Raw genomic sequence first — 23,796 nt, 5'->3', positions numbered from 1 at the left:
GGCGCAAAAACACCCGATGGCCAAAGCCAGCGAGTGCTGCAGGGCAGAACTTACTCATCGTGAAGACTCAACATACCGCGTCGATAACATCCATATAAACCCATGCAGCCCAAATAAGATAATCCTTGACGCTTTAATGGTCGTTGCAAGGCGAAAGGGGCTAGCCGGTCAGTCTAAATGTTACGACGCTCTTCGTGCTTGGGGCAAGCATGTCGCGTCTTCGCGAAAACTCTCTATTTTACCGTACTTTAACGCGAAGATGCACCTTGCAACAGTGCTATTCGCCGCGTCAATTCTTGATACCTTTTACGTGAAAATTCATCTTTCATGCCATCTTCCACCAGTGCCGACTGTTCGGCTTTAATGGCTTCGAGCTCTATGCGTCGCAAAGCGTCGTTCCATTCGGCTTGTGGATCCGGCAAATCTTCCTGGGCAAGCAATTCAGGCGTCAGGGAATCCAGCACGGCCTGGAGATCGGATCCCGGGTCGGCCGCCTGTAATAAGGCTCCCGCGTGGCGCGCTCCGCTTAGATTGGCCAGGGTGATTAAATCGCGTACAAGTACAAGATGGGGGCCGTGTTCCAGAATTTCAAGCTGCTGATCCCCCAGGCTGGCGACCAGTTCGGGATGCGCCAGCAACAAACGCAACAGACGCTTGGCCATAGGCGTCACCGTCCGGACTTTGTGATTGCGTCGGGCCGCGCCCGGTCGGGCCGTATCAGGCTTGCGGCCGCCACCCCGACCCGGCGCCGGATGCTCCATGGGGTCGGATTCACCGGGATAAAAATGAGGCTCGCCGGGATCGAAACCCGGGCCATCCATGAAGCCCGGAGGCTCTTCCCCGCCGAAATGAGAGCTGTGATCCCCGCGAGCAGGCTCGGAGGCCTCCGAAGGCACCGGCGCGGCCGGCAAGTCCTGGATCATCTGGGCGAGCTCTTCGGGCGTGAGCTGAACCAGCTTGGCGAACTCTCGCTCGATCTGGACCCGCAAGGTGCTTTCGGGAAGCAAAGCCAGCAACGGCTTGGCCTCGTGTACGCAAGCGGCACGCCCTTCCGCTTCGTGCATGGCATGGCGAGAAGCCAGTTCGTCAAGCATGAAGCGCGACAGGGGCACAGCTTCGGATACCGTCGCCTTGAATGCCTCCGCGCCGTATTCCTTGATGTAGGAATCGGGATCATGTTCGGACGGAAGGAACAGGAAGCGCATCGATACATCGTCGCGCACCAGCGGCAGGCAGGTGTTCAGCGCGCGCCAGGCCGCCTTCCTGCCCGCTTTGTCGCCGTCGAAGCTGAACACGATCTTGCTGCTGGCGCGCAGCAGCTTCTGGATATGAAAAGGCGTGGTCGAGGTGCCGAGCGTTGCCACGGCATTGGCCAGGCCGTGCTGGGCCAGGCCCACCACGTCCATATAGCCCTCGACAACCAATACGTAGCCTTCGCTGCGGATGCCGGCTCGCCCCTCCCAAAGCCCGTACAGCTCATGGCCTTTGGAAAACAGATTGGTCTCGGGCGAATTCAGGTACTTGGGCTCGCCCTTGCCGATGATGCGCCCGCCGAATCCGATAATGCTCCCACGTGTGTTGCGTATGGGAAACATGATTCTTTCGCGAAAACGGTCGTAGCGCCGGCCGTCCTCCGACTCGATCACCAGGCCGGATTCGACCAGCACGGCGTCTTCATACTGCGGAAAAACGGTGGATAGCCCGCGCCGATCGGTTCCAGACCAGCCCAGGCCGAAGCGCGCCGCGATTTCGCCGGAAAGCCCACGCTGCTTCAGATAGCGTATGGCCGCCTGCGACTGCTTGAGCTCGCGCTGATAATGCGCCTGCGCCATGTCCAGCACCTGCTGGTGGCGCGAGACCTCTTCCTTGCGCCGCTTGTCGGCGGCGCGCTGCCTGGGGCTGCGCGATTCCTCGGGCACGGTCATGCCGGCGCTGGACGCCAGTGAGCGGACTGCTTCGGGAAAACTGGCCCCGGTATGCTCGATCAGGAAAGATATGGCGCTGCCATGGGCTCCACAACCAAAACAGTGATAGAACTGCTTGGTCGGGCTTACCGTGAACGAGGGGCTTTTTTCGTTGTGGAAGGGGCACAGGCCAAGTAAATTGGCCCCGCCCTTGCGCAACTGTACGTATCGCCCGACGACATCGACAACATCAACTCGGGCGAGAAGTTCCTGAACAAATGATTCAGGTATCAATCAATACAGACGCGGAGGCAGTTGTTGGCTGCGGATGCGTTTGTAGTGGCGCTTGACGGCGGCGGCATGCTTGCGTTTACGTTCTGCCGTGGGCTTTTCGTAAAATTCGCGCGAGCGCAGCTCGGTCAAAAGGCCGATTTTTTCGATGGTGCGCTTGAAGCGGCGAAGAGCGGCTTCAAAGGGCTCGTTTTCTTTCAGACGAACGATAGGCATGTAATCTTAAGCCTTGAAGGTTAAAAATTAGTTAGTGGACAAACGACAACCTGTGATTCTAGCATGAAAACAGCTTTTACGGCTGTCCGCCACCCTTGCAGGCCGCCGGAAGCGGCTTCAACTGCGAACGCCCTTGCGCACCCAGGCTTCCAATTGATGGGGACGTATGCTGTCGTAGTCCTCGAAAGGCTGATGTATCCAGGGGTTGGTCGGCAGTTTTTCAACAAAATAATCGGGCGACGCCTGCGAATGCCCCTTCCACCACAGTACGGCGGTCCGCAGTTCGGTAATGGCGGGGAACTGCGATTGCAGATGGTCGCGGACACGATTGAAGGTCATGCCGGTATCGACCATGTCGTCAACCAGCAACACCTTGCCGTCCAGGGTTCCACGGGTAATGGTGATGAACTGGGCGATATCGAGCTGTCCCTGCTGCGTGCCCGCGGCCTCGCGATAGCTGCTGGTGGCCAATATGCCCAGGGGCATATCGTAAATGCGGGACAGTATGTCGCCCACGCGCACTCCGCCCCGGGCCAGGCACACGATCTTGTCGAACTGCCATCCGGACTCATGGACATTCAAGGCCAATCGCTCGATGAGGGCATGGTATTGATCCCAACTGACCCAAAGGTCGCGATCCGTGTTCGGCGGCAGATTCATAAGACGGTAAATTCCCTATTCCGGGTTTATTTGCAAGGAGCGTAATAATAAACCCCTATTCCCGCTCGGGCAAAGCGTTTGCCGGCCCCAGCGCCCCATTCAGCCCGCACGCGCGGCGCCGCCGCTGCAAAAAAGCCGCAACCCGGCTATGGGCTGCGGCGCGTGCAGGCATATCCGCAATGGCGGTTATCCGTTGAAGGGGTGCCTTAACACGATGGTTTCCATGCGGTCCGGGCCGGTGGACACCATGTCGATGGCCACATCGCAGACCTCGGAAATGCGTTCCAGGTAGCGGCGCGCATTCACGGGCAGCTTGTCGTACTCGGTAATGCCCACGGTGGACTCGGTCCAGCCGGCCATTTCTTCCAGCACGGGCTCTGCTTCGGCGGCGGCATGCGCGCCGTAGGGCAGGACATCCAGGAATTCGCCCTTGTAGCGATAGCCCACGCCGATCTTGATCTGCTCGACCCCGTCCAGGACGTCGAGTTTGGTGATGCACAAGCCTGAAATGCCGTTGATCATGACCGAGCGTTTCATGGCGGCGCCGTCGAACCAGCCGCAGCGGCGAGGCCTGCCGGTTACCGAGCCGAATTCCTTACCGACGGTCGCCAGGCGGGCGCCGGTGTCGTCGAGCAGTTCGGTGGGGAACGGACCGGAACCGACACGCGTGGTGTAGGCCTTGGCAATACCCAATACATAATCCAGCGTCTGCGGACCGACGCCCGCGCCGGCCGACGCCGCACCGGCAATGCAATTGCTGCTGGTAACGAAGGGATAAGTGCCGTGATCGATATCGAGCAGCGCGCCCTGCGCGCCTTCGAACAGCAATTTGTGGCCTGCCTTCTTGGCGATATGCAGATTGCTTGAAACGTCGGCCACCATGGGCTTGATGGCGGGCGCCAAGGCCATGGCCTGGTCGCGCACCTCGTCGGCCGAAACGGCTTTGCCGCCCAGGTAGTTGGTCAATACGAAATTATGGAAGTCCAGGGTTTCGGCCAGCTTTTCGTCGAAAATTTCGGGATCGTACAGATCTTGCACCCGCAGGGCGCGACGCCCTATCTTGTCTTCGTAGGCCGGGCCTATGCCGCGGCCCGTGGTGCCGATCTTGCCCTCGCCCTTGCGCGCTTCGCGAGCCTGGTCGATGGCAATGTGGTAAGGCAGGATCAGTGGGCAGGCGGGCGAAATCTGCAGGCGCGAACGCACGTCCAGGCCGGCCTCTTCGAGCTCGCCGATTTCCTTCAGCAAGGCCTCGGGCGAGAGCACCACGCCGTTGCCTATGTAGCAGGTAACGTGAGGATGCATGATGCCGGAGGGAATCAGGCGAAGAATGGTCTTCTTGCCATTGATCCACAAAGTGTGCCCCGCATTATGGCCGCCCTGGAAGCGAACCACGCCCTGTGCCGATTCGGCCAGCCAGTCGACGATTTTTCCCTTGCCTTCGTCACCCCACTGGGTACCGATCACAACAATATTCTTGCTCATGTCACGTATCAAAAAAAGATTCGGCCCGAGAGACGCAAAGGCCAAAGTAGATTTAACTTATACGATATAACAGCCCGGCCAGCCGGGCTAGTGAATCGCTCTTACCTTCCATGCCCCGCCATCCAGAAGCAGTTCTCGATCAACGGTAAATTCATCCAGTTGATGCGGCTGGCCGGGCAGCATCTGCACCACGATTTCGCCCGCGTTGCGCAATTGCCGCAATGCGTCGACCAGAGCGGCATCGGTGCCCCAGGGAGCGCGTATGGCCGTGGCCCTCGGGGCCGGCGGCAAGCCCGAGGACAGTTTGCGCAAGTCCAGGCTGAAGCCGGTGGCGGGCCGCGAGCGGCCAAAGGCGCGCCCGACGCCATCGTAGCGGCCGCCCCGAACCAGCGCATCGTGCCAGCCCTGGGCGTAAATGGAAAACACCACGCCCGAATGGTAGCCGTAGCCGCTGCCCATATCGGCCAGATCGACGCTGAAATCGTGTTCGGGCAAAGCCCGGACCAGCGCCTCCAGTTCGTCGAGCGCTGTGCGCAAACCCGGCAAGGCCGGCAATTGCCGGCGGGCCTTGGCTATGACCTCGGTTCCGCCGTATAACGAAGCCAGTTTCAGCAAGGCCTGTATGCTTTCGGGTTGAACGTCGGGCAGGCGGGCGCCCAGCTCGGCCAGGCCCGGAATGTCTTTGGTGCTGAGTAAATCGAAGATGGCGCTGGCTTGATCGGCAAGCGCGGGATCGGATTCGATGATGGCCCGCAGCACGCCGGGGTGGTTCAGATCAAGGCGGGCCTGGACCAGTCCGGCGCGCTTGACGCTTTCCAGCGCCAGTTCGATGATCTGGATATCGGCCTCGAAGCCGGCATGGCCGAAAATTTCGGCGCCGATCTGCAGCAGCTCGCGATCGGACAATAGGCCCGCGGGGCGCGCGTGCAGCACCGTGCCGCAGTAGCACAGGCGTGTAACGCCCTCGCGATTGAGCAGGTGCGCGTCGATGCGCGACACTTGCGGCGTGATGTCGGCGCGTACGCCCAGGGTGCGGCCTGAAAGCTGGTCGATAAGCTTGCAGGTACGCAGGTTCAGGTCGCCACCCGTGCCGGACAACAGGGAATCCAGATATTCGACCAAGGGCGGCGCCACCAGTTCGAAACCGTATGCGCGATACAGATCCAGCAAGTCACGCCGCAATTCTTCAATGCGGCGCGCTTCGGCCGGCAAGATATCGGCCAGACTTTCCGGCAACAACCAGTTGGACATTATGCAGCCCTGAAAAGAACCTTGACAAAAAAAACCAAACAAAAAGCGACCTGGGGCGTAAGCCCGCCAAGTCGCTTGCGGTAAAGATAAACAAAACTTACGCGTTAGTATAAACGATAGGGGCGAATAAGTGAAACCGGGGCGGTCTCTCACATAGGAGAGCGGGGGTTTTTGTGGCGCTCACGCGTGCGATGAGGTTTGCGGTTTGCGTTGGATACCGATCGGGTCGTTGACGGCTCTCTCCACCTATTTCTGTGAGCGGTTTTCGTCTCGTTGACGCCGACGGGGCGGTTTGCTTGCTTGGCATTCTAGTTTGCTATGGCACTTACCCCCAAAATAGCTGTCGCGCGGATCGCCATCACGTCCATGGCGTCACGCTACCCCGGCCTGCCCGACGCAGCGCTTAAGAACACGAGGGAGGATTGCCCCAAGCAACAGCAGCACTCAAGCAAGCAAAAAGAAATCGGCCCGGCGAACCGGACCGATTAAAAAGCTAGCTTACCCAAGAACCGTGACCAAGCTACGCCAGGCCGGATTCATGAACGGTTAAGCGACGTTCAGGGCGTGGCCGGCTTGGTCCCCGACGCCGAATTCCAGTACTTGAAGAAGTCGGACTTGGGGCTCAGGACCAGGGCGTCGTCGCGACTGGAAAACGCCGAGGCATACCCTTCCAGACTCTTGTACAGGCTGTAGAACTCGGGGTTCTTGCCATAGGCTTCAGCATAAATGCCCGCCGCCTTGCCGTCGCCTTCGCCTCGGATCTGCTGAGCCTCGGCGTAGGCCTTGGCCAGCAATTCCTGACGCTCGCGATCGGCCTGGGCGCGTATGCGTTCGCTATCGGCGGCGCCGGTGGCACGCAACCGGTTAGCTTCCTGCTTGCGTTCGGCTTCCATGCGGCGGTATACCGACTCAGAGATCTCGGGCGCAAAGTCGATGCGGCGCAGGCGCACATCGACCACCTGGACGCCCAGCGGCTTGGCGCGCGCTTCGACGTTGCTGAGTACTTCGCGCATGATGGTGTCGCGTTCGTTCGACACCACTTCCTTGACGGTGCGCACGTTGACGGAGGCGTTCAAGGCATCGCGAATCTGAGCCTGAAGCCGCTCGACGGCCGCACGGTCATTGGCGCCGAAGGTAACGTAGAAAAGACGCGGATCGGCAATACGCCACTTGACGAAGGAATCGATAAGCAGATTCTTCTTCTCGGCGGTCTGGATGCGCTCAGGATCGCTGGTTTCGATGGTCTGCAGGCGCTTGTCAAGGCGCACCACGTTCTCGAACGGCGGAGGAAGCTTGAAATACAGGCCCGGTTCGGTGATGGTGTCGCGCACCTCGCCCAAGGCAAACACCAGTGCGGCGTCGCGCTCGCGCACCACGAACACGCAGGAAGAAAGAACCGCCAGGACTATGACCAGGCCGACTAAAGCAGGGAAAAAACGTTGCATCATGGCCTCCTAGCGAGAATACGGATTCACCGACAGCGACTTCGTCGCGGACCCGTTCGCGTCCGGCGTGCGGCTGCGTGCGGGTGCGGTCGACTTGTTCGGCAACGTCGTGCCGGCCGCTGCCGAGGACGTGCTTTCTACCGAACCGCTGAAGGTGGCGCGATCGCCGGCGGCCTGGCGCATGATCTTGTCCAGGGGCAGGTACAACATATTATTGCTGGCTTGCGAATCAACCATGATCTTGCTGGTGTTCTCCAGAATTTGCTGCATGGTCGACAAATACATGCGTTCGCGGGTGATGTCGGGAGCCTTCGCGTACTGGGCTTCCACGCTGGCAAAGCGCGACGTATCGCCCTGAGCGTCGCCTATCACCTTGGCCCGATAGCCTTCGGCTTCCTGCAGCATGCGGGCCACCTGGCCCTGCGCCTCGGGCAAGACCTTGTTCGAATAGGCATTGCCTTCGTTGATCTGGCGCTCTCGATCCTGGCCAGCCTTGACGGCATCGTCGAAGGCCGCTTGGACTTGTTCGGGCGGCTGGACGTTCTGAATGGCGACCGTGCTGATCTGGATGCCGGTTTCGTAACGGTCCAGTATGCTTTGCGCAAGCTTCTGCACTTCGGTGGCCACTTCGGTACGACCGGAATACAGGACGAAATCCATGGGCTTCTTGCCGACGATTTCGCGCATGGCGGTTTCGGATGCCTGGCGCACCGACTCGTCGGGCTGGCTGGTCTTGAACAGGTAATCGGGCGCGCCGGTGGAAATCAACCGGTACTGCACCACGAATTGCAGGTCGACGATGTTCTCGTCGGTCGTCAGCATGAGCGATTCAGGCAGAACCTTGTTGCGCGCCGTGCCGCGAAAGCCCACTTCAAAGGTGCGCAATTGCGAAATATTGACCGTTTGGTGGCTTTCGATGGGATACGGCAACCGCCATTGCAGGCCGGGCGGCAAGGTCTTGGTGTACTTGCCGAACTTGGTCACCACGGCAACCTGCCCTTCCTGGACGATGACAAAGCCGCTGGCCAGCCACAAGCCGATCAGGATGACAATGATCACCGCCACCATCTTGGGCGAGCCCTTGGGAAACTGCGCGGCGCCGCCGCCATTTCCCGGGCCGTTGTCGCCGCCGCCGAACGGGCTGCGTTTGGGCTTGCGCCCGAACAGGGAGCCGAGGCGGTTGTTGAAATCGCGCCAGACCTCATCCAGGTCCGGCGGGCCGTCGCCCTTGTTGGGCCGACGAGGCGGTTCGGAGCCGTTATTGTTGCCACGCCCCCAACCTGGGTCATTCAAATTAAACATTTTCGATATTAAACGCATTATGTCCCGCGATTTGACCAGATTCGACAATTGCCCCACGCAAACCATCTAAACCCAGGCGCCCCAAGGCGCTGACAAAAACTCGTGCAATCGTACCATGTTCGTTACGCTCCACCCGTGGCGCGTAACCGGCAGAATCGATTTTGTTGTACACCAATATCCGCGGGATTTCATCGGCCCCGATATCGGTCAGAACTTTGTTGACTTCCGCGATCTGTTCATCGCGCTGGGGACTGGACGCATCCACCACATGAAGCAGCAAGTCGGCCTGTACCGTTTCCTCGAGCGTGGCACGGAAAGCCGCGATAAGCGTGGGAGGCAGATCGCGGATGAAGCCGACAGTATCCGACACGACCACCTGCCCCGCCCCTTCTATCCACACACGCCGTGTGGTTGTGTCGAGCGTGGCGAACAACTGGTCGGCCGCATAGGCGCCGGCCCGGGTCAAGGCATTGAACAAGGTCGATTTGCCGGCGTTGGTGTATCCCACCAGCGATACCGACAGGATGCTGCCGCGCGAGCGCGAGCGGCGCTGGGTGGTGCGCTGGCGCTGCACGCGAGCCAGCCGTTCGCGCAGCAGGCGCACCTTGTCGCCTATCATGCGACGGTCCATTTCCAACTGGGCCTCGCCGGGCCCGCGCATGCCGATGCCGCCACGCTGGCGCTCAAGGTGGGACCACATGCGCGTCAGGCGTGTCGAAAGATGCTGCAGTTGGGCCAGCTCGACCTGGAGCTTGCCTTCGTGGCTTTTTGCGCGCAGCGCGAAGATGTCCAGGATCAATGCAACACGATCCACCACCCGGCGATTGAAGCCGCGTTCCAGGTTGCGCTGCTGGGCCGGCGTCAGGGGCTGATCGAACAGCACGATTTCAGCCCCGGCATCGTCGGCCACCAATATCGCCTCTTCGAGCTTGCCTGATCCGATGAAGTGCGCCGCATCGGGACGCGCCCTGCGCGCCACGACGGTTGCCACGATGTCGGCGCCCGCCCCCTTGGCGAGCATGACGAATTCTTCCGCATGCGCCTGGTAATCGGGCTCGCCCAGATCGACGCTGATGATAAGGACTTTCATGCCGGGAGCCCAAATGAAATACCCGCCGGCGCGAAGCGCTCGGCGGGCGTCCCGGCCAAGGCGGTCGGGAGGGAATTATTCAGAAGGCTCATCCACTTGAAATGCCACGGGGCGGGCGGGAACGACGGTGGAAATAGCGTGCTTGTACACCATTTGCGTAACGGTATTGCGTAACAGAACGACATATTGATCGAAAGATTCAACCTGCCCTTGCAGCTTGATTCCGTTGACCAGGTAAATCGATACGGGCACGTGATCCTTGCGCAGAGCGTTTAGAAATGGATCTTGTAGTGTTTGCCCTTTATTGCTCATTGGCTAGGCTCCAATTGTGTTGTTATTTAAAATAATTTTCGGCGAAACGCATACTTTACAGGGTTTTCCCTAAACTCGCATGGCGTAACGGCGATGATACGTAGTATGGCTTTAATTTTAATGTGTTTTCGTTAAGATTTCGGCCAAGGTATTACATAGACGCGCGCAATCGTCGGGAGTTCCCACGCTTATGCGCAGAAATTGATCGATGCGCGGCAGCTTGAAATGGCGGACCAGTATGCCTTGCGCCCGCAGGGCATGGCTTAGCGCCGCGCCGTCGAATTGGGGATGACGCGCAAAGACAAAATTGGCCTGGCTTGGTAAAACTTGGAATCCAAGCGTAGCCAATTGTTGCGCCAATCCGTCGCGCGTATCCATGACGGCGCGGCGCGTCCGATCGAAGTGGGCCGTATCCCGCAAGGCCGCCACGGCGCCTGCCTGCGCCAGGCTATCGAGCGGATAGGAGTTGAAGCTGTCCTTCACCCGATTCAGTCCATCGACGATTTCGGCGCTGGCCATGGCAAAGCCCACGCGCAGCCCCGCCAGGGACCGCGACTTGGACAAGGTATGCACAACCACGATGTTGTCGTGCCGGCCCAGCAGCGCCACCGCCGAATCCGCGCCGAAATCGACATAGGCCTCGTCCACCACCACCGGGATGTCGGGATTGGCGCCGGCAATGGCGCTTATATCGTCCAGAGACAGCGCCATGCCCGTTGGAGCATTCGGATTGGCGAATATGATGCCGGCCGGCGCGACGGCGTGCCTGGCGGTGTAATCCGCGACGCGGATCGAGTAATCGGCGGCCAGGGGCACGATATCCGGTTCTATCTTGTACAGCTTGCAATACGTGCGATAGAAGCTGTAAGAGATATCCGGCATGAGCAAGGGCCGGCCGGCGCGCCTGAACAGCGCGTTGAATATATGCGCCAGGACTTCATCGGAACCATTGCCGGCGAAGACCTGATCGGCCTGCAGGCCGTGCAGCGCGGCGATCGCCTCGCGCAGGGCCGTGCATTCGTTGTCGGGATACAGCCTCAGGCGATCCGTGGCGGCACCCTTGATCGCTTCCAGTACGCTGGGCGATGGGCCGTAGGGATGCTCGTTGGTATTCAGTTTCAGCAGATTGGCGACTTTAGGCTGTTCGCCGGCAACGTAAGGCGCCAGATCCGCCAGGTGATCGCTCCAGTAACGGCTCACTGCGCCCCCTGCAGGTAAGGATTATGGGAAGACTTGAACTCGATGCGCAACGGCGTGCCATCCAGCTTGAAGGCGGTGCGGAACCGGGTTTCCAGGTAACGCCTGTACGAATCCGGAATGGCGTCCAGCGCATTGCCGTGGATGACGATAAGCGGAGGGTTCTGTCCCCCTTGGTGCGCATAGCGCATCTTGGGGCGGAAAATCCCTTTGCGGGGCGGCTGCTGCTGCTCGACCGCCGCATGCAGCTCGCGGGTAAGCCGGGGCGTCGAAAGCTTGGCAAAGGCGGCGGCATGCGCCGCATTCACCGACTTGATCAGGGCGTTCACGCCCTGCCCGTTCAAGGCCGAGACCGTATGCATCTTGGCGAAGGACAGAAAACGCATCTTGCGTTCGAAGTCGCGCAGAACGCGGTCGCGCCGCTCGCCGTCCAGGCCGTCCCACTTATTGATGGCCACCACCAGCGCCCTGCCCGTTTCCAGCACGAAGCCCGCGATATGCGCGTCCTGGTCGGATATCTCGGTCTGGGCATCCAGCATCAGCAAGACCACATTGCAGGCTTCGATGGCCTGCAATGTCTTGATGACGGAGAATTTCTCGACCGCTTCGAAGACCTTGCCGCGCCGGCGCAGGCCGGCGGTATCGATCAGCGTGTAGGGAACGCCCCCGCGCTCGAAATCGATTTCTATGGCATCGCGGGTGGTGCCGGGCATGTCGAAGGCAATGACGCGCTCTTCGCCCAACAGCGTATTGATCAAGGTGGACTTGCCCACGTTGGGCCGGCCCACGATGGCAAGTTTGATGCGATGGACGACGGATTCCTCGGCGGCGCCATCATCGGCGTCTTCGGCTTGCGCGTCGGCCGCCGCATCGTGCGCCAGTTCGCCATCGGATGTATCCGCGCCCTCTTGGTCTAGATACGACAGGGCTTCTTCGATGAGGTCGACCACGCCGTCGCCGTGCGAGGCGGAAATCGGATGGGGCTCGCCCAGGCCCAACTCATGGAATTCGGCGGTGGCAGAGCCGTAGCGCATGCCTTCAGCCTTGTTCACCGCCAGCAGCACGCGCTGGCCGGTCTTGCGCAGCAGGCGCGCGATTTCGTGATCGTGCGCATTCACGCCGGCGCGCGCATCCACCAGGAAGATCACGACATCGGATTCGGCAATGGCCTGCTGAGTCTGGCGAGCCATTTCCAACAGGATGCCTTCCTTGGCCACCGGCTCGAACCCGCCCGTATCCACGGCCAGGAAGGGACGGTCGCCGACCCTGCCCTCGCCGTAGTGGCGATCCCGGGTCAGGCCCGAAAAATCGGCCACCAAAGCGGCGCGCGAGCGGGTAATCCGGTTAAACAACGTGGACTTGCCCACGTTGGCGCGCCCCACGAGCGCAACCACCGGCTTAAAGACAATACTGTTCAATTCACACCAACCAAAACCAGGTTCCCGCTGCTCGTTTGCACCAACACGCCGTGGCGCGTGGCGACCAGCGGCGAGACGAGAGGACCGCCGCCGACTTGCACCCGGCCCAGCAGGTGCCCATCGGAACGCGATAGAAAATGTACATAACCTTCGAAGTCGCCCAGCGCAACGGCTTGCGGCACGACGGCCGGCGAGGTAAGCCGGCGATTGCCCAGGGCCTCTTGCTTCCAGACTGCGTGGCCATCGTTCAGGCTATAGGCATGCACCGTGTCGCGCTGATCGGCGGCATAGGCATGTTGCGTATCGGTGGCCATGCCCGTCTTGCTGGAGAAGCGCTGTTCCCAGATGGGACGGCCGCCCTGCGATACATCGAAACATACCATGCGTCCCTGGTATGTGACACCGCACAGCAGCGGACCCTGGATCTGGGGCGTGCCCACGACATCGCTGATGCGCTCCAGGTCGGTGGCTCCCTGGGACACGGAAACCGTGCCTTCCCACTGAACGTTGCCGCTGCGGGCATCGATGGCCATCAATTTGCCGTTCGGCAGGCCGGAAATAAGCAGGCCGTCGACGATCAGCATTTGCATATTGGTCTTCAGGGCCAATGCCGGGCCGGGCCTCTGGATATTCCAGAGCAAATCGCCCGTCGCCGCGTCGAAGGCCTGGATGCGGTAGTCGCTGCTGCGCACCGCAACCACGCCGGATCCCACCGCGGGCGGGATGTTGACCGCGCTGGTCGCCTTGGCGCGCCATGCTTCGGCGCCCTGCTCATTGAAGGCGATAACGGTGCCGTCGGGCGCGGCCACCGCCGTGATCTGGCCGTCGCTGCCGACGCCGGCTGAAAGATCGGTATCGGCGCTGCCTTGCCACTGCACCCGGCCCGAGGCCAGGTCCAGCTTGCTGACCCGGCCATTGGGCGTGGCGGCGTAGACGGAATCGCCCACCACGACGGGCACGAAGCCATAGCCGCCGTCGCCGCCTATGGACACCGACCATGCGATGCTGGCCGAGACTCCCGCCGCGTACTCGGTCAAGGGCAGCGGGTCATAGCGTGGATTCTTGTTTGAAAACATGGAACATCCGGCCAGGACAGCGATGCCCAATGCCAGCACGGTGCTGCGCAAAACACGACGAGAGACGGCAATTTGCATGAATCAGGCTCCAGCTAAGGCATCGATCTTGAGTTGAACAATTTGCGCCACGGGGTCGGCGCCCAATTCTTTAAGAGCGCTTTCCCAGGCGCCGCGGGCTTCCGCAGCCTTGCCCTGCGCCAGCAATATGTCGCCGCGGCGGTCGGCATACAAGCCCGCGAAGGCCGCCGGAGCGTCATTCAATTGCGCCAGAGCCTGGTCGTACTGTTTCTGTTCCAGCAGCACGCCGGCCAGCCTTAACCTGGCCAGCGGAACCAACGCGGCATCGGAGCTGTTCTTGACCAGCCATTCGAGTTGCTCACGGGCGCCGTCCAGGTCGTTGCGGGACTCCAGCGCTTGGGCGGCAACCAGCACGCCGCGCGAGGTATAGCCCGATTTGGAGAAATCGCTGCGCAGGGTATGACTGGCCGCCTTGATGCGGGCGACCGCATCGTCGCCTTGTTGCCCGGCGGCGCCTTCCAGCGCCTCGAAATAACCCATGGCCTGGCTGGCCTGGTGTCCTTGATACCACTGCCAGCCGCGCCAGCCCACAATGGCCGCCACCACGACGAAAACCAAAACGGCGCACAAGGTGCCGTATCGATCCCACCAAGCACGCAGCGCGTCCAGTTTTTCCTGTTCTTCTAAATCGTATGCCATGCTTTAAACCTTTAATTTCAACTCTGTAACCAAGCGATCCAAGGGGATCGTTTCCTGCTGGGGTTGATCGCTGGCGGCCTGCCCGCGCAGCCATTTGACGCTGGCGGCTTGCGACGCCAGTTCATCATCCCCAAGAATAACCGCAACCAGCGCCCCGCTGGCATCGGCGCGCTTGAATTGCGACTTGAATCCCGACGATCCTGCATGGACGATGACGCGCAAGCCGGCATCGCGCAGGGATTCGGCCAGGGTCGAGGCCAGCCGCTGGGCTTGTCCGCCCTGATGGATCATGTACACCTGGCATTCCGGTGCCGCGGGTTGTTCGGCGCCTTGCGACCACAAGTCCAGGAGCCGCTCGACACCGATGGCAAAGCCCACAGCCGGCGCCGGCTTGCCGCCCAGCAATTCGATAAGGCCATCGTAGCGGCCGCCGCCGCAAACCGTGCCTTGGGCGCCCAGCCGATCGGTGACCCATTCGAAAACCGTCAGATTGTAATAGTCCAGGCCGCGCACCAGGCGCGGATTCAATCGGTACTCGATTCCCGCGTCCTGAAGGCGCTCGCATACGCCCTGGAAGTGGGCCAGCGATGCCTCGCCCAGAAAATCGAACAGGCGCGGCGCCTGGTCGGCCATGTCCTGCATGGCCGGATTCTTGGTATCCAGGACACGCAAGGGGTTGGTGTACATGCGGCGCCGGGCTTCTTCATCCAGCACGTCCTTGTGCTGCTCCAGATACTGGATGAGCGCCTGGCGATGCGCGGCGCGCTCATCGGCCTGGCCCAGCGAATTGAGTTCCAGCCGTATGTCGGACAGGCCGAGCCGCTTCCACAGCCGCCCCAGCATGACGATGAGTTCGGCGTCGATGTCCGGGCCCGCGAAGCCCAGCGCCTCGACGTCGATCTGGTGAAACTGGCGGTAGCGTCCGCGCTGCGGCTTCTCATGGCGGAACACCGGACCCATCGCGTAAACACGCTGCGGACGATCGTAGAGGATATTATGCTCGATCGTGGCGCGCACCATGCCGGCCGTGAATTCGGGGCGCATGGTCAGGTGCTCGTTGTTCAGGGCATCGGTGAAAGAATACATTTCCTTCTCGACGATGTCGGTGACTTCGCCTATGCCTCGCGTGAACAGCCGGGTGTGCTCCAGCACGGGCGTACGCATATTTCGGTAACCGTAGGCGGCCAGCCACTCGCGCACGACAGCCTCCAGGCTTTCCCATTGGGCGCTGCTATCGGGTAATACATCTTTCATGCCGGTCAGGGCATGGACTTTCTGAAACGACTGCGTCATGGATGATCTTGTTTTTCTTGCGCGGCCGGGCCGCGCGCTTGAAGGTCTTGCCCTGTGCCGTTGCCGTAGCGGCGTTCGACATAGTGCTCGACTATGGTCTTGAATTCTTGCGCAATGCTGTCGCCCTTCAGGGTAACGCTGCGCTCGCCGTCAATATAGACCGGCGCGGAGGGAATTTCGCCGGTGCCCGGCAGGCTGATGCCGATATCGGCATGGCGGCTTTCGCCCGGACCGTTGACCACGCAGCCCATGACCGCGACATTCATGGTTTCTACGCCGGGATAGCGCGTCTTCCAGACCGGCATCTGTTCGCGCAAATAGCTTTGTATGCTGTCGGCCAATTCCTGGAACACCGTGCTGCTGGTGCGTCCGCAGCCCGGGCAGGCCACCACCATGGGGGTGAAGGCGCGCAAGCCCATGGTCTGCAGGATTTCCTGAGCCACGACGACCTCGCGCCGCCGGTCGCCGCCGGGCTCGGGAGTGAGGGAAATACGTATGGTGTCGCCTATGCCCTGCTGCAGCAGCACGGACAAGGCCGCCGTCGAGGCCACGATGCCCTTGCTGCCCATGCCCGCTTCAGTCAGCCCCAGGTGCAGGGGATAATCGCAACGCGAGGACAAGTCCTGATAGACGGTGATCAGGTCCTGGACATGGCTGACTTTGCAGGACAGCACGATGGCGTTGGGCGACAGGCCCAGTTCTTCGGCACGCCGAGCATTGGTGATGGCCGAGACGACCAGCGCATCGCGCATGACCGCCTGCGCGGTCCAGGGCTGGGCCCGCCGGCTGTTTTCGTCCATCATGCGCGCCATGAGCTCATGGTCCAGACTGCCCCAGTTCACGCCTATGCGCACCGGCTTTTCGTAGCGGCAGGCGACTTCTATCATCTGGGCGAAGTTGTCGTCGCGCTTTTTGCCGCCGCCCATATTGCCCGGATTGATCCGGTACTTGGACAGGGCCTGGGCGCATTCGGGAAACTGCGCCAGCAGCTTGTGGCCGTTGTAATGGAAATCGCCCACCAGGGGAACCGCGATGTTCATGCGATCCAGCTGTTCGCGGATGGCGGGAACTTCCCGGGCGGCCTCGGGGGTATTGACGGTGATACGCACAAGCTCGGAGCCGGCCAGGGCCAGTTCCTTGACCTGCAGGGCCGTTGCAATGGCATCGGCCGTGTCGGTATTGGTCATGGACTGCACGACCACCGGAGCGTCGCCGCCCACCTGTACCGCGCGGTCGCCCCAGCGCACAATGGCCGGCCGCGTGGGCCGCCGCATGGCGGCGCCGACGGGCAAGGGGTTGCCGACCGGATTTCGGTCTGGATTGTGGATCATTTTTTCAGTGATTTGAGCCAGTCGAACACCAGCCATGAATCGGGCACCCAGCCGCGCTCGATGGCATAGAAACCGGCAACGAACAAAAGAATCAGGATGATGATCAGCCAGCCCCAGGGCCGATGCACGGGTTCGCCCTGTATGGGCAGATCGGCCGGACCCAGCGAGTTGGTGTTATTTACCGCGATGGGACGGGCGGACGTCGGCCCGACCTGGTTATCGAGCATGACCAGCACCGCATCGACGTCGGCTTCAACGTAACGGGCATAGTTCTTGACGAAACCACGCAGGGACATGCCCGAAGGCAGGCGGTCCCATTGCTCGGTTTCCAGGGCCTCGAGCTGCCTGCTGGAAAACTTGAGCCTGGCGGAGACTTCGGCGGGCGTAAGCCGCTTGGCCTCGCGCAGGCTGCGCAGTGTGGCACCGACTCCGGTGGGCTCTGCCTGGGCTTCGGCTTCGAACCGAGTCTCTTTCAATAATGGTTGATTCATCCACGCTCCTGTTTGATGGCGATGACCGCGCGATCGGGCAAACGCTCGTTGATGCGCGTGCGGTCTTTTACATCGCCCGCCAATTGCCCGCAAGCCGCGGCGATGTCGTCGCCGCGCGTTTTACGTACTGTTGTGACCACGCCCGCGTCCATGAGGCGCTGTGCGAACAGGCGGACACGGGATGCCGGCGAGCGCTTCAGGCCAGACTGCGGAAACGGATTAAAGGGAATCAAATTGAACTTGCAACGCACCTGATCGGCAATAGTAATCAATTCGCGGGCATGCTGGTCGGTATCGTTGACGCCGTCCAGCATAATGTATTCGAAAGTAATGAAATCGCGCGGAGCATGCTCCAGGTAGCGATTGCAGGCTGCCAGAAGCTCGGCCAGGGGGTGCTTGCGATTAAGCGGCACGAGTTTGTCGCGCAGGGCGTCGTTGGGCGCATGCAGGGATACGGCCAGGGCTACCGGGCAATCGCGGCCCAGGCGGTCCATCATGGGTACGACGCCCGAGGTCGATACTGTGACCCGCCGGCGCGACAGGCCGTAGGCATTGTCATCGAGCATGAGGCGCAATGCGCCCAGCACCTGATCGTAATTGAGCAGGGGCTCGCCCATGCCCATCATGACCACATTGCTGATGACGCGCGTGGGCTCGGGCGCGGCGGCGGCATCGTCGCCGATGCGGGCGCTTTTCAGGTCGGCCTGCAATGCCCGCTTGGCATACCAGAGCTGTCCGATGATCTCGGCCGTCGTCAGGTTGCGATTGAAGCCCTGGTAGCCGGTGGAGCAAAACGGGCACGCCACCGTACAGCCGGCCTGGCTGGAAATGCACAAGGTGCCGCGATCGTCTTCGGGTATGAAGACCGTTTCCACGGCGTTGTTCTTGCCCACGTCGAACAGCCACTTGCGGGTGCCGTCGGCGGAACGCTGTTCGATTGACACGTCGGGCGCATGAATCGAACAGTGCTCTGTCAATTGCTGGCGAAATTCTCGCGCCAGATCGGTCATTTCGTCGAACGAATCCGCGCCGCGCTGGTGCAACCAGCGCTGCAGCTGCTTGGCCCGGAATGGCTTGCCGCCCCACCGCCCGACCAGGTCGGTAAGGGCGGCGGTATCCAGGCCGAGAAGATTGATGGATTCGTTGGAGTTCATGTCGTTGGCGCGATGAATATCGCAGGCTTGCAAAAGATTAGCGGCTGTGGATGTTGCTTTCAGGGAAGAAGAAAGCGATTTCCACGGCAGCGGTTTCAGCGGCATCGGAGCCGTGCACGGCGTTGGCGTCGATGCTGTCGGCGAAATCGGCGCGGATGGTGCCGGGTTCAGCTTTCTTGGGATCGGTGGCGCCCATCAGGTCGCGATTGGTTTGAATGGCGTTCTCGCCTTCCAGGACCTGCACGAACACAGGACCCGAAATCATGAAATCGACCAGGTCCTTGAAGAAGGGACGCTCTTTGTGAACAGCATAGAAGCGCTCGGCGTCGGCGCGCGAGAGCTGCTTCAGGCTGGCGGCGATCACCTTGAGGTTCGCTTTCTCGAAGCGGGCAACGATCTGGCCGATCACGTTCTTGGCGACGGCATCGGGCTTGATAATGGAAAGAGTGCGTTCAATAGCCATGTAGAATCCAAAGAATATATATGACGGTTCGACCTTTCGGTGGCGCCGGGCAGCCCGTGGGCCTGGCATGCGCAACAGAAAAAGACAAACCGGTAGTTTGCGAAAACGGCTTCGTAAATCAAAACCGGAAGCTTTGCAAAAACAAAAACCGTCAATAAAAACAACAACTTTGGCAAAGTTTATGTTAACCGGGCATTTTAACACGCCAATGACAGGCAGCTCCATCATAAAATGACGATGTTCGCGCCCCGCCGATGGCGGCCGCCCGCGGGGCAAATCGCTGCCCGAGGCGGGACCACGCAAGCCTTGCACGTTTCATATATAGTCAGACTTTCGCCGCTACGCGGCTGTCCGCATTTACTTTTTACACCATGACAACAAATCCCGCATTGAACGACCCCGAACAACTCTCGAAAAGCTTTGAACCGCAAGAAATCGAATCGCGCTGGTATTCGGAGTGGGAGCGCCGCGGCTATTTCAAGGGCGGCCGTCATGTCGAACCGGCCAACAAGGGCGAAAGCCGGCCTTTCGCCATCCAGTTTCCCCCGCCCAATGTGACCGGCACGCTGCATATGGGGCACGCTTTCAACCAGACCGTCATGGACGGCCTGGTGCGCTACCACCGCATGCGCGGCGACGACACCGTGTTCATACCCGGCACCGACCATGCCGGCATTGCAACGCAGATTGTGGTGGAACGCCAGCTGGACGCGCAAAACGTGTCGCGCCACGACCTGGGCCGGGAAAAGTTCGTGGAAAAAGTCTGGGAATGGAAGCAAAAGTCGGGCAATGCCATTACCGAGCAGTTCCGCCGCCTGGGTTCGTCCTGTGATTGGGAACGCGAATACTTCACCATGGACGACAACCTTTCGCGCGGCGTGGTCGAGACTTTCGTACGCCTGCACGAGCAGGGACTGATCTATCGCGGCAAGCGCCTGGTCAACTGGGATCCGGTGCTGGGCACCGCCGTCTCCGACCTGGAAGTCGTCAGCGAGGAAGAAGACGGTTTCATGTGGGAAATACGCTACCCGCTGAGCACGCCGGTTGGCGGCATCGACCATCTGGTGGTGGCCACCACCCGCCCTGAAACCATGCTGGGCGACGTGGCCGTGATGGTGCACCCGGAGGACGAGCGCTATGCCCACCTGATCGGCGCCATGGCCACCCTGCCGCTGGTCGGCCGCCAGATTCCGGTCATTGCCGACGACTACGTCGATCGGGAATTCGGCACCGGCGTGGTCAAGGTCACGCCCGCGCATGACTTCAACGACTATGCAGTGGGCCAGCGTCACGGCCTGGACATGATCAGCGTATTGACCCTGGACGCCAAGATCGGCGACGAGGCGCCGGCCGCCTACCAGGGCCTGGACCGCTTTGAGGCGCGCAAGCGGATCGTGGCGGACCTGGAAACACAAGGCGCATTGCAAAGCGTCAAGCCGCACAAGCTGATGGTGCCGCGCGGCGACCGCACGAACACCGTCATCGAGCCCATGCTGACCGACCAGTGGTTCGTCGCCATGAGCAAACCCGCGCCCGCCGACACCTTGCACCCCGGTAAAAGCATCACCGACGTGGCGCTCGAGGTGGTGGCCGACGGCCGCATCAAGTTCTACCCGGAAAACTGGACAACGACCTATAACCAATGGCTGGAAAAAATCCAGGACTGGTGCATCTCGCGCCAATTGTGGTGGGGCCACCAGATTCCCGCCTGGTATTCCGAAGACGGGCAAATCTTCGTTGCGCGCAACGAAGACGAAGCCCGGCGCAAAGCCGACGCCGCGGGCGTTACAGGCCCGCTGACGCGCGACCACGATGTGCTGGACACCTGGTTCTCTTCCGCCCTGGTGCCGTTCACCGACCTGGGCTGGCCGGACGAAACGCCCGACCTGGCGCGCTACCTGCCTTCCAGCGTGCTGGTCACGGGCTTCGACATCATCTTTTTCTGGGTTGCGCGCATGGTCATGATGAGCATGCACATGACCGGCAAGGTTCCCTTCCAGACGGTCTACGTGCATGGCCTGGTCTGCGACATGGACGGCAAGAAAATGAGCAAGTCCAAGGGGAACACCATAGACCCGGTGGATTTGATCGACGGCATCGCGCTGGAGGACCTGCTTGAAAAACGCAGCAGCGGGCTGATGAACCCCAAGCAGGCCGCCAGCATCCGCAAGAAGACCGCCAAAGACTACCCCAACGGCTTTCCGGCCTACGGCACCGATGCGCTGCGCTTCACGATGGCGGCCTACGCCACACTGGGGCGCAACATCAACTTCGACCTGAAACGCTGCGAAGGCTATCGCAACTTCTGCAACAAGCTCTGGAACGCCAGCCGTTTCGTGCTGATGAATACCGAAGGACATGCACTGGGCCTCCAGGCCGGCGAATCGGAACTGTCGTTTGCGGACCGCTGGATAGTCAGCCAGCTGCAACGCCTGGAAATCGAGGTGGAACGCGGCTTTGCCGACTACCGCTTCGATAATATCGCCAACGCCATCTATCATTTTGTATGGGATGAATACTGCGACTGGTATGTCGAGCTGGCCAAGGTGCAGATCCAAAGCGGCACGCCGGGCCAGCAGTTGGGCACGCGCCGCACACTGATCCGCGTACTGGAAACGGTGCTGCGCCTGGCGCACCCCGTCATTCCCTACATCACCGAAGAGCTTTGGCAAAAAGTCGCCGTGGTGGCGGGCAAGCGCGCGGCGGGCCAGGAAACCAGCCTGTGCGTCCAGCCCTACCCCGTGGCCAACACACAAGCCATCGATGAGCAGGCCGAAGCCCAGGTCGCCGAACTGAAAGCCCAGATTGAAGCCGTGCGCGCGCTACGGGGCGAAATGAACCTGTCGCCGGCCCAAAGAGTTCCCCTGGTGGCCCAGGGAAATTCCGGCGTGCTCGCGGCCAATGCCATGTACTTGACGGCCCTGGCCAAGCTTGAAGGAGTCGACATCGTCGACACGCTGCCCGATGTGGGCGCGCCGGTCCAGATCGTCGGCCAGACACAGCTTATGCTGCGCGTCGAGATCGACGTCGACGCCGAGCGCCTGCGCCTGGGCAAGGAAGTGCAACGCCTGGAAATGGAGATGGCAAAAGCCCAGGGCAAGCTGTCCAACGCAAGCTTTGTGGAGCGCGCGCCCGCGGCGGTTGTCGAACAGGAAAAAGCCAGGATGGCGCAGTTCGGCGAGACGCTGGCCAAGGTGCGGGAACAGCTGGCTAAGCTGGCTTGAGTTCCTTCAGGAACTTTTCATCGGCCTTGGACAGCAGGCCCGCCTGGCGGGCCGATTCGATAAGGTCGGGCCGGCGGGCGGCGGTCAGGGCCAGCGACTGACGCCGCCGCCACGCCGCGATATTTTCGTGATGGCCGGACATCAAGGTGTCGGGAACCGATAACCCGCAATACTCTTCAGGCCGCGTGTAATGCGGACTGTCCAGCAGGCCGGTCAGCGCGGTATTGAAGGAATCCTGCAAAGCCGATTCGGCATCGTTCAGCACACCGGGCAGCAGGCGCACGGCGCTGTCGATAATCGCCAGTGCGGCGATCTCGCCGCCGGAAAGCACGAAATCACCCATGGAGACCTCATGAGTGACGCAACGATCGATGAAGCGCTGATCGACGCCTTCGTAGCGCCCGCATATCAGTATTGCCCCATCGCCATGCGCGAACTCCTGGGCGCAAGCCTGGTCGAAACGCCTGCCGGTGGGACTCATGAGCACCACCGGAATATCGCGATCCGCATTTCGGCCGGCCAGGGCGGCCGCGGCCTGCGCCGCCGCCTTTGCCGCATTCACGGCCTGCTCCAGCGGTTCGGCCATCATCACCATGCCGGGTCCGCCTCCGTAGGGGCGGTCGTCCACCGTGCGATGGACGTCATGCGTGAAATCGCGGGGATTCCACACGGCAAGCGACCAGCGGTCCTGTTTATGGGCGCGCCCGGTCACGCCCATGTCGCGCACGACAGAGAACATGTCGGGAAACAGCGAAATCACATCGAAACGCATGGCGTGTGCCGCCCTTATAGTCTGCGCCGGAGAACGCGCAATACGGCGATGCGCCGCGGGCAAGCCTGCCCCGGCTAGAATTCAACCGGCCAATTGCTGTCCAGGCGTTTATTGGCGATATCGACGGTATGCACATGGGCGCCGACAAAAGGAATCAGCACTTCAAGCTGCCTTCCCTTGTCGCTCAGCATGGGGGCGTCGTTGCCGTGTTCGTCCTGCACCATCCGACCCACGCGCAAAACGGCATGGGCGCCGTTGTCGACGACTTCCAGTACCGTGCCGATAAGCGCGGCCCCGCCATCGCCTTCGCCGAACAGGCGGCAGCCGATCAGGTCGACCCAATAATATTCGTCGTCATCCGCGGCGGGGAACTGGGCGCGGGGCACCCATACGGTATGCCCTTTCATGGCCTCGGCGCTATCCCGATCCGGGACGCAGTCCAATTCAGCCACCACGGTTGAGCCTTGCGGCCGGCTATTTTTGACGCCGGCCTGAAATGCCGGCTTTGCAGCCGCCGTGCTGCCAGGCGTTACGGGTGCTTTCAGCCACCAGGTTTTTGCCGCAAGCAATACCTGGCTGTCCGAGGAATGAGGCTGAATCTTGACCCAGCCGCGCACACCGTAAGCCGATACGATGCGCCCAAGCTCTACCAGATCCGCAGGAGCTTCGGCTTGCAAAGTAACTGGCGTATTCACCTGAAAATATCG

General features: G+C 61.1%; 21 protein-coding genes. 1 reads left to right on the top strand and 20 read right to left on the bottom strand.

Annotated features, from left to right (window positions below):
* Nucleotides 1-248: 248 nt before the first annotated feature.
* The 18 genes from dnaG to ndk all read right to left on the bottom strand — a co-directional run bounded on the left by dnaG (nt 249) and on the right by ndk (nt 19,093).
* A complete protein-coding gene (gene dnaG / locus V0R37_RS19350) occupies nt 249-2,198 on the bottom strand; it encodes a DNA primase (RefSeq protein ID WP_420376100.1) in 1,950 nt (649 codons plus the stop codon).
* A complete protein-coding gene (rpsU, locus tag V0R37_RS19345; protein ID WP_013742464.1) occupies nt 2,199-2,411 on the bottom strand; it encodes a 30S ribosomal protein S21 in 213 nt (70 codons plus the stop codon).
* Between the two features lie 117 nt (nt 2,412-2,528).
* Nucleotides 2,529-3,071, bottom strand: coding sequence for a phosphoribosyltransferase (locus V0R37_RS19340; RefSeq protein WP_420376099.1), 543 nt, complete (start codon nt 3,069-3,071; stop codon nt 2,529-2,531).
* Between the two features lie 186 nt (nt 3,072-3,257).
* Nucleotides 3,258-4,553: an adenylosuccinate synthase gene (locus V0R37_RS19335; RefSeq protein ID WP_420376098.1), complete on the bottom strand. Its 1,296-nt coding sequence runs from the start codon at nt 4,551-4,553 to the stop codon at nt 3,258-3,260.
* 87 nt (nt 4,554-4,640) lie between these two features.
* On the bottom strand, nt 4,641-5,804 hold the full coding sequence (locus V0R37_RS19330) for an ATP phosphoribosyltransferase regulatory subunit (protein ID WP_420376097.1): 1,164 nt from the start codon (nt 5,802-5,804) through the stop codon (nt 4,641-4,643).
* A gap of 557 nt (nt 5,805-6,361) precedes the next feature.
* Complete coding sequence (gene hflC, locus V0R37_RS19325) at nt 6,362-7,249, bottom strand: protease modulator HflC (protein ID WP_420376131.1); 888 nt, start codon at nt 7,247-7,249, stop codon at nt 6,362-6,364.
* A gap of 9 nt (nt 7,250-7,258) precedes the next feature.
* On the bottom strand, nt 7,259-8,569 hold the full coding sequence (gene hflK / locus V0R37_RS19320; protein ID WP_420376096.1) for an FtsH protease activity modulator HflK: 1,311 nt from the start codon (nt 8,567-8,569) through the stop codon (nt 7,259-7,261).
* Nucleotides 8,544-9,641: a GTPase HflX gene (gene hflX / locus V0R37_RS19315; protein WP_420376095.1), complete on the bottom strand. Its 1,098-nt coding sequence runs from the start codon at nt 9,639-9,641 to the stop codon at nt 8,544-8,546. The genes hflK and hflX overlap by 26 nt, the downstream gene beginning before the upstream one ends.
* A 75-nt stretch (nt 9,642-9,716) precedes the next feature.
* Nucleotides 9,717-9,953, bottom strand: coding sequence for an RNA chaperone Hfq (hfq, locus tag V0R37_RS19310; RefSeq protein ID WP_264129179.1), 237 nt, complete (start codon nt 9,951-9,953; stop codon nt 9,717-9,719).
* A 117-nt stretch (nt 9,954-10,070) separates the two neighbouring features.
* A complete protein-coding gene (gene hisC / locus V0R37_RS19305; RefSeq protein WP_420376094.1) occupies nt 10,071-11,153 on the bottom strand; it encodes a histidinol-phosphate transaminase in 1,083 nt (360 codons plus the stop codon).
* Nucleotides 11,150-12,559, bottom strand: coding sequence for a ribosome biogenesis GTPase Der (gene der, locus V0R37_RS19300; protein WP_420376130.1), 1,410 nt, complete (start codon nt 12,557-12,559; stop codon nt 11,150-11,152). Before der ends, hisC begins: the two co-directional genes overlap by 4 nt.
* A 5-nt stretch (nt 12,560-12,564) precedes the next feature.
* On the bottom strand, nt 12,565-13,722 hold the full coding sequence (bamB, locus tag V0R37_RS19295) for an outer membrane protein assembly factor BamB (protein ID WP_420376093.1): 1,158 nt from the start codon (nt 13,720-13,722) through the stop codon (nt 12,565-12,567).
* A 3-nt stretch (nt 13,723-13,725) separates the two neighbouring features.
* A complete protein-coding gene (locus V0R37_RS19290) occupies nt 13,726-14,361 on the bottom strand; it encodes a YfgM family protein (protein WP_420376092.1) in 636 nt (211 codons plus the stop codon).
* 3 nt (nt 14,362-14,364) lie between these two features.
* Entirely contained in the window at nt 14,365-15,654 is a 1,290-nt protein-coding gene (gene hisS, locus V0R37_RS19285) for a histidine--tRNA ligase (protein ID WP_420376091.1), read from the bottom strand.
* Nucleotides 15,651-16,985: a flavodoxin-dependent (E)-4-hydroxy-3-methylbut-2-enyl-diphosphate synthase gene (gene ispG / locus V0R37_RS19280; protein WP_420376129.1), complete on the bottom strand. Its 1,335-nt coding sequence runs from the start codon at nt 16,983-16,985 to the stop codon at nt 15,651-15,653. The genes hisS and ispG overlap by 4 nt, the downstream gene beginning before the upstream one ends.
* A complete protein-coding gene (locus tag V0R37_RS19275; RefSeq protein ID WP_420376090.1) occupies nt 16,982-17,476 on the bottom strand; it encodes a helix-turn-helix domain-containing protein in 495 nt (164 codons plus the stop codon). Before V0R37_RS19275 ends, ispG begins: the two co-directional genes overlap by 4 nt.
* Nucleotides 17,473-18,630 (bottom strand): dual-specificity RNA methyltransferase RlmN, encoded by a 1,158-nt coding sequence (gene rlmN, locus V0R37_RS19270; RefSeq protein WP_420376089.1) that lies wholly within the window; start codon nt 18,628-18,630, stop codon nt 17,473-17,475. Before rlmN ends, V0R37_RS19275 begins: the two co-directional genes overlap by 4 nt.
* Nucleotides 18,631-18,667: 37 nt before the next feature.
* Entirely contained in the window at nt 18,668-19,093 is a 426-nt protein-coding gene (gene ndk, locus V0R37_RS19265) for a nucleoside-diphosphate kinase (protein WP_420376088.1), read from the bottom strand.
* Nucleotides 19,094-19,464: 371 nt separating this feature from the next.
* Between ndk and V0R37_RS19260 the strand changes: the two genes are divergently transcribed.
* Complete coding sequence (locus V0R37_RS19260) at nt 19,465-22,317, top strand: valine--tRNA ligase (protein ID WP_420376087.1); 2,853 nt, start codon at nt 19,465-19,467, stop codon at nt 22,315-22,317.
* On the opposite strand, the gene trmD is transcribed toward V0R37_RS19260, so the two are convergent.
* Together trmD and rimM are read right to left on the bottom strand one after the other, a co-directional pair.
* Nucleotides 22,304-23,089, bottom strand: a complete 786-nt coding sequence (gene trmD, locus V0R37_RS19255) for a tRNA (guanosine(37)-N1)-methyltransferase TrmD (protein WP_420376086.1) — start codon at nt 23,087-23,089, stop codon at nt 22,304-22,306. The two genes, V0R37_RS19260 and trmD, sit on opposite strands and share 14 nt — an antisense overlap.
* 74 nt (nt 23,090-23,163) lie before the next feature.
* Nucleotides 23,164-23,784, bottom strand: coding sequence for a ribosome maturation factor RimM (gene rimM, locus V0R37_RS19250; protein WP_420376085.1), 621 nt, complete (start codon nt 23,782-23,784; stop codon nt 23,164-23,166).
* Between the last annotated feature and the right edge of the window lie 12 nt (nt 23,785-23,796).

Origin of the sequence: Pollutimonas rozaliensis, from assembly GCF_048751585.1 — a bacterium.
Classification (GTDB): domain Bacteria; phylum Pseudomonadota; class Gammaproteobacteria; order Burkholderiales; family Burkholderiaceae_B.
Note: the sequence above shows the minus strand (reverse complement) of the source record. Positions and strands in the feature narration are given on the sequence as shown.